The sequence below is a fragment of the Dietzia cinnamea NBRC 102147 genome (assembly GCF_001571065.1).
GTDB classification, from domain to species: Bacteria; Actinomycetota; Actinomycetes; order Mycobacteriales; family Mycobacteriaceae; genus Dietzia; species Dietzia cinnamea.
In genome coordinates, this window is the sequence record NZ_BCSW01000014.1 from 60,064 (window position 1) to 70,575 (window position 10,512).

Here is a 10,512-nt window from a genome sequence, read left to right on the forward strand (position 1 = left end):
GAATGAAGAAGAATTCGTACTCGCGGCGTTCTCCCTGGGCAGCGGCCCTGCACGCCCGGCCGAAAGCCTCGTATGTGTGGCCGTCGTCACAGCGAGGTCGTCTGTCGACCGTTACGGTGAGCCCGATATCTCCGGGGACATCCTCCGGAATCCCGATAGGAAGGTGTGACGCATATGAAGAAGACCATCGCTGTCATCGGTTCCGCCGCCGCCCTGTCCTTCGCCGGTGCCGGGCTCGCCTCGGCTCAGAGCGCCGTCCCCGGTGTCGACGCCGGTTCGCTCGGCGCGGGTGAGACCGTCGAGACTCCCGGCGAGGACGTCGAGACCCCCGCGGAGGTCTCCGCCATCGCCGAACAGATCTGCGGCACCATCGACGCCTACGACTTCCTCGGCTCGGCCGAGGGCGTGGTGCCGGGCCTGAGCGGCGAGGACTGCGCCGCCAACGCCCAGCTCGCCGTGGACGCCGCCTTCTCCGGCGACATCCAGGGCGCGATCGACATCCTCCGGGGCATCGAGGCCGAGGTCCCAGACGAGGATGACGCCGAGGACGATGTCGACACCGAGGAGCCCGTCGAGGGCGAGAACGTCGCGCCCGAGGGCGACGATGAGCCCGTCACCACGGCCGTCGCCTGAGATTGACCCTGAAGGTTGACCTGTGACGGCCTGACCATCAGGCCCCCGCGACGCGGTCCCTGTCCCTCATGGGAAGCCGGGGCCGCGTTCGTCACGGACGGGTGAGGAAACCCGGCACGACGGACTTGAACGCCGCCTTCTGCTCGATCATCACCCAGTGTCCGCAGTTCGGGAACAAGTGGATCTCGCCGCGCGGCAGCATCCGCAGGGGCAGCAGGGCCATGTCCACCGGACTGACCCGGTCGTCCCGACCCCAGGTGATGAGGGTCGGCGCCTGCACCTGGCCTAGCCTTGCCCACGCCGGTATGGCCGCCGCGTCACGGGGGGCGGCAGCCATCGCCGCCAGCGCCTCGCGCCCGTACATCCGACGCGAGGAGGCCAGCGTCTCGGGATCGGTGGCCTGCGCCCAGCGTTGCTCGATCATCTCCTCGGTCACCAGGGACTTGTCGTAGACCATCGAGTGCAGCCACTCGATCAGCCGCTCGCGCGTGGGGTCCTCGACAAACGCGGATAACCGGATGATGCCCTCGCCCGGTCCCGGGGAGAAGATCGAGACGCCCGCGCCGCCCACGGTGACCAGCTTCTCCACCTGCTCGGGACGCTCCAACGCGAACGCGGTGGCGATGAACCCGCCCATCGAGTTGCCGATCAGGCTCAGCCTCTCCAGGCCCAGGCCGTCGACGAAGTCCTGGACCGCCGTCTGAGCGGAGGCCACGGGGTGGAGATCGCCCGCCGGGTCGCTCACCCCGAAGCCGGGCAGCTCCAGCACGATGGTCCGGAAGTGCTCGGCGAACACCGGCACGTTGCCGGAGAAGTTGCGCCATCCGGTCACGCCCGGACCTGAGCCGTGCAGCAGGAGAAGCGGCGGGCCGTCACCGGCCTCGCGGTAACGCAACATCCCCCGGTCCGTGGCCAGCTCGAGCAGCGGGGGCTCGGCGGAGTAGATGGCGGAGGGCGCGGCAGCGGACGTGCCGGGGGCCGGGACGGTGGAGGTGGTGACGGCGCGATCAGTCATGGCCACAGCTTTCCCTCCGCACCGATTCTCACGCGCCCGGATCCCGCTCACCGGGAGTCGGCGGTCCCGACCCGGTGACAGGCGGTACCAGTATCTGCATGGACATCGCCGTGGACTCAGAGATCGACCACCACGACCCCGTGGCGCTGCGGGAGCTGCTCGGCCGGTTCTGCTCAGGCATCACCGTTGTGGCGACCGAGGGGCCCGCAGGGGTGGCCGGCTTCGCCTGCCAGTCGTTCTCCGCCCTGTCGCTGGATCCGCCGATGGTGCTGATCTCGGTCATGCGGCGGTCCCGGACGCTGCCCGTCCTGCTGGAGCGCGGCGACTTCGCGGTGAGCGTGTTGGGTTCCGACGCCGCGGAGGTCTCCGCGACGGTGGGTGGTCGCGATCCCGACAAATTCTCGCGCGTGCCTCTCGCATGGACGGGCCGCGGCATGCCGGTCATCGCCGGGTCGCTCGCGTGGTTCGACTGCTCGGTCACGCGGGTCGTCGACGGCGGTGACCACGTGGTGATCCTCGCTGACGTGAACGGCGCCGGCCCGCAGGACAGTTCCGGTGATCCGCTGTTGTTCTTCCGGGGCCGCTACGAGCAGATGGCCCGCCCGATGCCGACTGTCCCGACCGCCGTCACGCACGCGGCCACGCCGGGGATCGCGTCCGCGGCCGCTGCCGCCGCCGTCGACGGTGCATACCGCGAACCGGTCGGGGCGCTCGCGGGCTACGTCCCCGGCGACTGGTTCTAACTCCGCGATGGACGTGCCGGCGAGGGCGGCCGGGAACCGCATGGTCAGCAGGGGCCCGAACTCGTGGGCGACACCGCTGGGCGTAACGATGCGCGCCGACACCCGCTCGCGCGGCGCGCGCACCACGCTCGCCGTCCCCCCGCGCGGCTAGGTACCGCACGATCGTGTTGGCCATCGCGGTAACCGGCACCGCGAACAGTGCGCCGACGATGCCGAACAGGTACGTGCCGGCCATGACCCCGACGACGACGAGGGCCGCCGCCGCTCGCGGGACCCGCTGCGGGATCCGGTCGACGAGCGGCCGGAGCATGACGGCGAGCAGGACCGCGATCGCGACGGGCGCGATGATCACGGACAGCCGACCGATCGCCTGCCCGAGCAGCCAGCCACCACCGGCGATGAGGAGCAGACACGCGGACCACGCCGCCGCCAGCAGGACCGGGTACGGGAGGTGCTCGCGGGCGACCGGCGGAGATGCCATGTCATGAGAATAGGCGCGGGTGAAGGTTTCCTCCCCGACATCGAGCGGTTGCGGACCGGTCAGGTCTGGGCAGAATCTCGGCCAGGGACAGGTCCCCCCCCCCGCGAAGGAGCACCGATGCCCGATAAGAGGTCAGATTCCAAGTCCGCCGCCCGGTCCGCCGCCGAGAAGATCGTGGACAAGGCCGAGGAACTCGCCGACGACCTGGTCGGCGGTGCCGACGTCGTCCCCGGCACCCCCGGTTCCCGCCCGCCGACCGTGGACGAGCCCACCGAGCCCACGAGCCCGCTGCCGCCCAAGGCGGACCAGAAGGGCGCCACCCCGTACGGCCCGACCGGCGCCGAGCCGCCCGGCTCCGTCACGGCTCGCGAAGAGGTCATGCGCCAGCAGGGCGCCTTCCTCACCACCGCGCAGGGCGCCCGCCTGTCGGACACCGACCACTCGCTCAAGGCCGGCCGCCGCGGCCCCGTGCTGCTGCAGGACCACCACCTGCGCGAGAAGATCATGCACTTCGACCACGAGCGCATCCCCGAGCGCGTGGTCCACGCCCGCGGCGCCGGCGCGCACGGCGTCTTCCGCGCCAACGGCGCCGCCGCCAGCGTCTGCAAGGCCGGCGTGTTCGCCGAGGGCAAGGAGACCGAGGTCTTCGTCCGCTTCTCCACCGTGCTCGGCAACCGCGGCTCCGCCGACACCGTCCGCGACACCCGCGGGTTCGCGACCAAGTTCTACACCGACGAGGGAACCTGGGACCTGGTCGGCAACAACATCCCCGTGTTCTTCATCCAGGACGCCATCAAGTTCCCCGACGTCGTCCACGCCGCCAAGCCGCACCCGGACCGCGAGATCCCGCAGGCCCAGAGCGCGCACGACACCTTCTGGGATTTCGTCTCCCTGCACACCGAGGCTCAGCACCACACCCTGTGGAACATGTCCGACCGCGGCATCCCGCGCTCGTACCGGATGATGGAGGGCTTCGGCGTCCACACCTTCCGGCTCGTCAACGACGCCGGCGAGACGAGCCTGGTGAAGTTCCACTGGAAGCCCCACCTCGGCGTCCACTCGCAGGTGTGGGAAGAAGCCCAGATCACCGGCGGCATGGACCCGGACTTCCATCGCCGCGACCTGGCCGACGCCATCGAGGCCGGCGCCTTCCCCAAGTGGGACCTCGGCATCCAGGTCTTCCCCGACACGGTCGACGAGAACGGTGTCAGCGAGATGTTCCACGGCATCGACCTGCTGGACCCGACCAAGATCGTGCCTGAGGAGCTCGCACCTGTGCAGGTCATCGGCACGATGGAGCTCAACGCCAACGTCAAGAACTTCTTCGCCGAGACCGAGCAGGTCGCGTTCCACCCGGGCCACCTCGTGCCGGGCATCGACGTCACCAACGACCCGCTCCTGCAGGGCCGCTTGTTCTCCTACCTGGACACGCAGCTCCTGCGCCTGGGCGGGCCGAACTTCGGGCAGATCCCGATCAACCGCCCGCACGCGCCCGTCAACGACATGTTCCGCGACGGGTTCCACCAGTCCGCCGACCACGTGGGCGTGGCCCCGTACCAGCCCAACAGTCTTGACGGCGGCTGCCCGTTCATGGCGGGCACCACCGACGGCGCGCTGGTCGAGGTGGCGCAGACGATCGCCGAATCGCAGATCGAGCGGGCCACCCCGGCCAGCTTCGACGATCACTTCTCGCAGGCCACGCTGTTCTACAACAGCCTCACCGACGTCGAGAAGGAGCACGTCGCCGAGGCGTACACGTTCGAGCTGGGCAAGTGCTACGAGCAGGCCATCAAGGTCCGGCAGGTCGAGCAGCTCGCACACATCGACCACGATCTGGCCGTCACCGTGGCCGCCGGACTGGGACTGCCCGCGCCCACGAAGGTGCCCGTCGCCGAGGTCGTCACCAGCCCGGCGCTCTCGCAGATCGGCAAGGAGTGGCCGTCCGACGGCCGCCAGATCGGCATCCTCGTCACCGAGGACTCCGACGTCGACGCGGTCTCGAACCTCGTCCAGGCGGTGTTCGACGACGACATGGTGCCGCTGGTGATCGCCCCGACCGGCGGGATGCTCGGTGATCCGGAGGCCGGCGAGGCCGTGTCGGTGTCACGGACCTATCAGACGCAGCGGTCCATCGAGTTCGACGCGCTCGTGGTGGTCGATCTCCCCGCCAACCCGCGCACGGACATCCTCATCAGCGAGATGTACCGGCACAAGAAGGCCATCGCGACACTGGCACCAGTCGACCGGTACGCCGACTTCGGGATCACCACCGACACCCCGGGCGTCGTGCAGGTGGACTCCGCGGCCGGCGTGGTGCCCGCGCTCAAGCCGCTGCTGGCCAACCACCGCGTGTGGGAGCGGCCCGACCCGGCGCGGGTCTGATTCGGGCCCGCTCCGGTGGCGCGGGGATGGGCGGCGAGTAGGGGCCCGCGAACGCCGCCCCGGGGCCTGCGGGCTCGCACGCCGCCCATCGGAGCGCACGCCGCCTATCGAGTCGCACGCCGCCTATCGGACTGCGCGCCGCCTATGGGGCCCCTTAGGTGGCGCGTCTCCGATAGGCGGCGCTGCTGCGGAAGCGGCTCGGCCGCAGTCGACACGGGGTTCTGGAACCTCTGCGGCGGGCGAGGCGGTGTTCTGGATCCTCTGCGGCGGGCGAGGCGGGGCCCTGCGGAAGACGATGCCGGGCCCCGCCGCACGATCTGCCCCTCCGATCTCGCCTCGCGCCTCGGAAGTCGATCCGCTCGCGGAACTCCGCGGGCGTATCGCAATCCGAGGAGCGGATTCCTCGTGAGGCTCCTCGGCCGGTGTGCAACCGTCCCCGGGGGCCGGCGGGCACGGGTAGCGTCGCCGCCATGAGCGACTACGCCTCCTCACGGGACGCCGCCGCAAGCGAGGCCGCCAGCAGCGAGGGTGCCGCCGCGAGCGGGGCCGCCAGCGACCGTGCCGATGCGGATGCCGGCGCCGGTCCGGCCGCCGGGTACCGCCTCGAGGCGCGGCGAGTGATCGCGGCGAACGCGGGCCGGGTGTTCGCCGTGCTCTGTGATCCGGACGGCCACGTGGCCATCGACTCCTCCGGCATGCTCCAGTCGGCGGAGGGGCCGGCGGTCACCTCCGAGGGCGACAGGTTCGTCGTCCACATGGACCGCGAGTCGCTGGGTGACTATGACATGGGTGAGTACGACGTCACGGTGATCATCACCCGGTTCGAGCCGGACGCCGAGATCGCCTGGACCATCGACGGGGCCATCAGACCCCCGATCGGGCACACCTACGGCTACCGCCTGACCCCCTGGGCGATGGCGACGACACCGAGGGGGCGCGTACCGAGGTCGTCAGCTACTACGACTGGTCCGACGCGCACCCGAAGTGGCGCGACTCGGGAGTACTGCCGGTGCTGGACGCATCGGCGCTCAAGGCGACGCTCGGAATTCTCGACCGGGCGGTCAGGAGGGGATATGTCCGCGGCTGATCCGAATGCCCACCGGCCGGACCTGTGGTTCTCCCGCGACGGTATGGAGCTGCGCGCGGTGGACTCCGGGCCCGCCGACGGCGAGGCGATCGTCCTGCTCCACGGGTTCCCGCAACGCACCTCCAGCTGGGACCTCGTGTCTCCGCTCCTGCACGCGGCCGGGTACCGCACCCTGGCGCTGGACCAGCGCGGGTACTGCGAGTCCGCCCGCCCCCGTGGTCGGCGCGCGTACCGGCTGTCGGAACTGGTGGGGGACGTCCTCGCGCTGCTCGACGCCGCCGGCCTGCCCGACGCCCACGTGGTGGGTCACGACTGGGGCGCCGCCGTCGCGTGGGGTGTCGCCGGGGCGCACCCCGACCGCTTCCGCAGTCTCACCGCCGTGTCGGTCCCCCACCCCGCCGCCTTCCTCAAGGCCATGGTCGCCTCCGACCAGCTGCTGCGATCCTGGTACATCGGGCTCTTCCAGCTGCCGTTCCTGCCGGAGCGACTGCTCACCTCGGCCGGCCCGCGGCCCGAGAAGGCCCTGGCCGGGATGGGTATGACGCCCGAGATGATCGAGCGCTACCGGCGTGAGATGGTCGCCGCCGGCGCGATCCCCGGGGGACTCGGCTGGTACCGGGCCCTGCCCTTCGCCCCACCGTCCCGCTCGACCGCGGCGGTCCGTGTGCCCACCACCTTCGTGTGGAGTGACCGCGACCCGGCCCTGGGCCGCGGGGGCGCCGAGCGGACCCGCCACCACGTGGACGCCGACTACCGGTTCGTCGAGATGAGCGGGGTCAGTCACTGGATCCCCGACGAGCGGCCGGCAGAGCTGGCCGATGCAATCGTGGCCCGCGCCCGGTCGACCGCGGACGGCTCGGGTCCCGGGTCCTGAACTCCACCGCACCGGGTGCGCGCGGCCCGGTGCGGTGTCACGCTGGGCCGATGTTCTTCATCTTCGGTTTCAAGAACTCGTCCCGGAACCTCGGGCTGGCCCGGGCCACGTGCCCGAACTGCGGCAACGTCGCCGCACAGCGGGTCGACCGTCGGAAGCGAGCGTTCTCCCTGTTCTTCATCCCCATCATCCCGCTGGGGTCGTCGTACACGGCCACGTGCACGGCGTGCGGCATCACCACCAAGATCGACCGGTCGCGGGCCGACGGGATCCTGTCCGGCGCGTACTGATCCGGCCGCTCAGCTCTCCCGCGCCGGCACCGCTGGGGCCGTGGCCTTGTCCTCCCACGGTGGCGGGATCGTGGCGGCGACCGCCGCGGCAAGGAGGGTCGCGCCGCAGCCGAACATCAGACCGACCCGGAATCCGGTCTCGGTGGGGACAAACAGCCCCTCGAAGTCCATGGACATCTGGGTGAGCAGCACGCCGAGCACCGCGGCAGAGGTCGTGGTGCCGATGGAGCGCATGAGCGTGTTGACGCTGTTGGCCGAGCCCATCTCGGAGGTGGGGACCGAGGCCATGATCAGCGCGGGCATCGCACCGTAGGCCAGCCCCACACCGCCGCTCACCACGATGCCGACGGTCACCACACCCCAGGTCGATCCCATGAGGAACAACCCGGACGCATAGCCGACCGCGACCACCAGCGCTCCCAGGATGAGCGTGGTCTTGGGGCCGCGGGTGCCGATGAGTCTCCCGCTGAGTGGGGAGACCGCCATCATCGCCAGCCCGCCGGGCGCGCTCCAAAACCCCATGGCCACCATCGACTGGCCCAACCCGTGTCCGGTCTCGACCGGGAGCTGAAGAATCTGGGGCATGATCAGCAGCTGCGCATAGAGGCCCATGCCGATGGTCACCGAGGCGATGTTGGTCATCAGGACGGGGCGACGGGCGGCAACCCGCAGGTCCACGATCGGTGACGGGTGCCGGAGGACCCACAGCGCCCATCCGGGCAGCGAGACCGCGGTGAGCGCCAGCAGGCCGAGGGTCAACGGGGCGCCCCAGCCCCAGTCGGCGCCCTTGGACACCGCGAGCAGCAGCGAGATGAGAGCGATCGCGAGCCCCACCGCGCCGACGACGTCGAGCGTGCCGTCCGGTTTGGCGGCCGGCAGCGTCCGGAGACGCACCGTCATCATCACGATGATCGCCACGCCCAGGGCCCCGGACCCCCAGAACATCCACTGCCACGAACCGTATTGCGCCAGGGCGGCCGCCGCCGGGAGCCCGAGCGCCCCTCCCACTCCGAGCGACGAACTCATCAGACTGATCGCCGGTGCGAGTCGACGCGCCGGGAGGATCTCGCGCATCGTGGCGATGCCGATGGGGATCACACCGATTCCCACGCCCTGCAGGGCGCGCCCGATGAGCATCGGCCACAGCGAGGTGGCCAGTGCGCACAGCACCGAGCCGACGACCATGACCGCCGTGCAACCGATGAGCACGTACTTCTTCGGATAGAGGTCTCCCAGTCGTCCCATGAGCGGACCGGCCACCGCTCCGGCGAGCAGCGTGATGGTGACGACCCAGGAGGCGTTGACCGCGGAGGTGTTGAGAATCGCCGGCAGCATGCCCAGCAGCGGGATGACCAGCGTCTGACTGAGAGACATGACGATGCCGCCGAAGGCGAGGACCGCGATGAGACCGTTCTCGTCCGACCGGACGGTGTCGGCGTCCCCACCGCGCGTTCGTGCCATCATCCCGTGTCCTTCCGACCGAGGCTCGCTTCCGGAGCCTCTCGTCGGACATTACAGACAGGTGTCGAACGGGTTCTCGTTCCGGGCACGGCCACCGTGTTCGACATGGCGGTCCGACGTGGCGGAATCCTCGCCCACTATTGTCTGCCGCTGTCCGCAGTGCGACGATGAGCGGGTGGACACCACCGGCTCGACCCGGCGGATCACCCGCCGGCCCACCGTCTTCGTGGGGGCGTTCCTCGCCGCCACGGCCGTCGCACTGACCGCCGCCGTCACGGCCCCGGCCACCGCGAACGCCCAGGACTCCTCCGAGGCCATCCCGCGACTGTTCCCCGCTCCCGACCGCGTGATCGCCGTGGGCGGCTCACCCACGGGGCTGTGCGCGGGCGCGATCTCCACCACGCTCGACGGCGACGGGTACCCGGACACGGCGTCCGTCGCCTGGGCCTTCGCCATCGCCGGGGTGGGTCCGTGCAACCTCACCGCCACCCTCTCGTGGCGCAACCTCGACACCGGGGCCACCGGGGAGAAGATCGCGCAGGTCCCGTTCCCGCGGATCTCGACGGGCATCCCCGATCCGATCTCCCACCCCTACGAGGCGCAGATCTCCACCGGCCCGGGCCGGGTCGAATACCGACTCACCACCACCGGCGGGGCCGTCGCCGGGCCGATCGTCGTGGAGACGGTCGCCTACGACGGCTGACGACGCCGGGGGCGCGCAGCACCCGGACCGGGCAGCCGCTCCGGGCCAGCATCGTGTCGGTTGCCAAACCGGTTCCAGTAGCGGACGTGAGCATCTCCGGATGTGCACTCATCAGCGGAATTAGAAGTGCCGCTATACAGGCGCGGGAGACGGGAAGTCACAGTGGAGCCCAACTCCGCGTCCTGTACACTTGTGCGTACAGGAGGGTTTGAGATGAAGACAATGAGCTACACCGAGTCCCGGGCCCGCTACGCCGAGGTCCTCGACGGGGTCACCAACGACCGCGAAGAGGTCATCATCACCCGCGCCGGCCACGAACCGGTGGTGATGGTCTCCCTCGACGACTACGAGTCCCTGCGCGAGACCGCCCACCTCATGCGATCACCGGCCAACGCCCGACGCCTGCTCGATGCGATGGAGCGGCTCGAGTCCGGCCGCGGCCAGGCGCGCGACCTGCTCGACGCCGACTGACGTGCTGCTCGTCTGGGACGACAACGCCTGGCAGGACTACCTCTGGTGGCAACAACAGGACCGAAAGATACTCAAACGCATCAACCTGCTCCTGCAGGACATCACCCGCAACGGCAACGAGGGAATCGGCAAACCCGAACCCCTCAAGTACGACTTCGCCGGATACTGGTCCAGACGCATCACCGACGAGCACCGACTCGTCTACAAAGTCACCGACACCGAAGTCCGAATCGCCACCTGCCGCTACCACTACGGGTAAGCGACACAGGCTCAGCCGGAACTACACGTCTCTATCGACCTGGCAAGCGCAGGCAGACAGTCCGATGTGCCGGGATCGTGGGCCCTCCTTCCCCACGGTGGCAGCCCACTAGG

10 protein-coding genes and 2 pseudogenes are annotated in these 10,512 nt (G+C 70.1%); 9 read left to right on the forward strand and 3 right to left on the reverse strand.

Annotated elements, in window-relative coordinates; genetic code table 11:
• The first annotated feature begins 174 nt into the window (after nucleotides 1-174).
• Complete coding sequence (locus tag DCI01S_RS07415; protein ID WP_061228625.1) at nucleotides 175-633, forward strand: hypothetical protein; 459 nt, start codon at nucleotides 175-177, stop codon at nucleotides 631-633.
• A gap of 91 nt (nucleotides 634-724) precedes the next feature.
• Here the strand turns inward: DCI01S_RS07415 and DCI01S_RS07420 are convergent, their stop codons facing one another.
• Nucleotides 725-1,531, reverse strand: coding sequence for an alpha/beta fold hydrolase (locus tag DCI01S_RS07420; RefSeq protein WP_061228639.1), 807 nt, complete (start codon nucleotides 1,529-1,531; stop codon nucleotides 725-727).
• 215 nt (nucleotides 1,532-1,746) lie between these two features.
• Between DCI01S_RS07420 and DCI01S_RS07425 the strand changes: the two genes are divergently transcribed.
• Entirely contained in the window at nucleotides 1,747-2,391 is a 645-nt protein-coding gene (locus DCI01S_RS07425; protein WP_061228626.1) for a flavin reductase family protein, read from the forward strand.
• A gap of 51 nt (nucleotides 2,392-2,442) precedes the next feature.
• Here the strand turns inward: DCI01S_RS07425 and DCI01S_RS18270 are convergent.
• Nucleotides 2,443-2,517, reverse strand: a pseudogene (locus DCI01S_RS18270) (hypothetical protein); the annotation flags it as partial.
• 472 nt (nucleotides 2,518-2,989) lie between these two features.
• Here DCI01S_RS18270 and DCI01S_RS07435 point away from each other — a divergent pair.
• The 4 genes and pseudogenes from DCI01S_RS07435 (at nucleotide 2,990) to DCI01S_RS07445 (ending at nucleotide 7,505) form a co-directional block, all read left to right on the forward strand.
• Complete coding sequence (locus DCI01S_RS07435) at nucleotides 2,990-5,254, forward strand: catalase (protein ID WP_061228628.1); 2,265 nt, start codon at nucleotides 2,990-2,992, stop codon at nucleotides 5,252-5,254.
• 617 nt (nucleotides 5,255-5,871) lie between these two features.
• Nucleotides 5,872-6,341 (forward strand): annotated as a pseudogene (locus DCI01S_RS16770) (SRPBCC family protein).
• Complete coding sequence (locus DCI01S_RS07440) at nucleotides 6,328-7,215, forward strand: alpha/beta fold hydrolase (protein ID WP_061228640.1); 888 nt, start codon at nucleotides 6,328-6,330, stop codon at nucleotides 7,213-7,215. Before DCI01S_RS16770 ends, DCI01S_RS07440 begins: the two are co-directional and overlap by 14 nt.
• A 50-nt stretch (nucleotides 7,216-7,265) precedes the next feature.
• On the forward strand, nucleotides 7,266-7,505 hold the full coding sequence (locus DCI01S_RS07445) for a zinc-ribbon domain-containing protein (protein ID WP_061228629.1): 240 nt from the start codon (nucleotides 7,266-7,268) through the stop codon (nucleotides 7,503-7,505).
• Nucleotides 7,506-7,514: 9 nt separating this feature from the next.
• Here the strand turns inward: DCI01S_RS07445 and DCI01S_RS07450 are convergent, their stop codons facing one another.
• Nucleotides 7,515-8,969 carry an MFS transporter gene (locus DCI01S_RS07450; RefSeq protein ID WP_061228630.1) on the reverse strand — a complete coding sequence of 485 codons (1,455 nt, stop codon included), beginning with the start codon at nucleotides 8,967-8,969 and terminating at the stop codon, nucleotides 7,515-7,517.
• A 172-nt stretch (nucleotides 8,970-9,141) separates the two neighbouring features.
• Between DCI01S_RS07450 and DCI01S_RS07455 the strand changes: the two genes are divergently transcribed.
• The 3 genes from DCI01S_RS07455 to DCI01S_RS07465 all read left to right on the forward strand — a co-directional run bounded on the left by DCI01S_RS07455 (nucleotide 9,142) and on the right by DCI01S_RS07465 (nucleotide 10,399).
• Nucleotides 9,142-9,669 (forward strand): hypothetical protein, encoded by a 528-nt coding sequence (locus tag DCI01S_RS07455; protein ID WP_061228631.1) that lies wholly within the window; start codon nucleotides 9,142-9,144, stop codon nucleotides 9,667-9,669.
• Nucleotides 9,670-9,882: 213 nt separating this feature from the next.
• Nucleotides 9,883-10,140, forward strand: a complete 258-nt coding sequence (locus DCI01S_RS07460) for a type II toxin-antitoxin system Phd/YefM family antitoxin (protein ID WP_017836490.1) — start codon at nucleotides 9,883-9,885, stop codon at nucleotides 10,138-10,140.
• 1 nt (nucleotide 10,141) lies between these two features.
• The gene (locus DCI01S_RS07465) at nucleotides 10,142-10,399 is read left to right on the forward strand and encodes a Txe/YoeB family addiction module toxin (protein WP_061228632.1); all 258 of its coding nucleotides are present in this window, start codon (nucleotides 10,142-10,144) and stop codon (nucleotides 10,397-10,399) included.
• The last annotated feature ends 113 nt before the right edge of the window (nucleotides 10,400-10,512 follow it).

Coding starts and splice junctions, on each gene's coding strand:
- DCI01S_RS07415 (WP_061228625.1), top strand. CDS start 175: ATGAAGAAGACCATCGCTGTCATCGGTTCCGCCGCCGCCCTGTCCTTC.
- DCI01S_RS07420 (WP_061228639.1), bottom strand. CDS start 1,531: ATGTTGCGTTACCGCGAGGCCGGTGACGGCCCGCCGCTTCTCCTGCTG.
- DCI01S_RS07425 (WP_061228626.1), top strand. CDS start 1,747: ATGGACATCGCCGTGGACTCAGAGATCGACCACCACGACCCCGTGGCG.
- DCI01S_RS07435 (WP_061228628.1), top strand. CDS start 2,990: ATGCCCGATAAGAGGTCAGATTCCAAGTCCGCCGCCCGGTCCGCCGCC.
- DCI01S_RS07440 (WP_061228640.1), top strand. CDS start 6,328: ATGTCCGCGGCTGATCCGAATGCCCACCGGCCGGACCTGTGGTTCTCC.
- DCI01S_RS07445 (WP_061228629.1), top strand. CDS start 7,266: ATGTTCTTCATCTTCGGTTTCAAGAACTCGTCCCGGAACCTCGGGCTG.
- DCI01S_RS07450 (WP_061228630.1), bottom strand. CDS start 8,969: ATGATGGCACGAACGCGCGGTGGGGACGCCGACACCGTCCGGTCGGAC.
- DCI01S_RS07460 (WP_017836490.1), top strand. CDS start 9,883: ATGAAGACAATGAGCTACACCGAGTCCCGGGCCCGCTACGCCGAGGTC.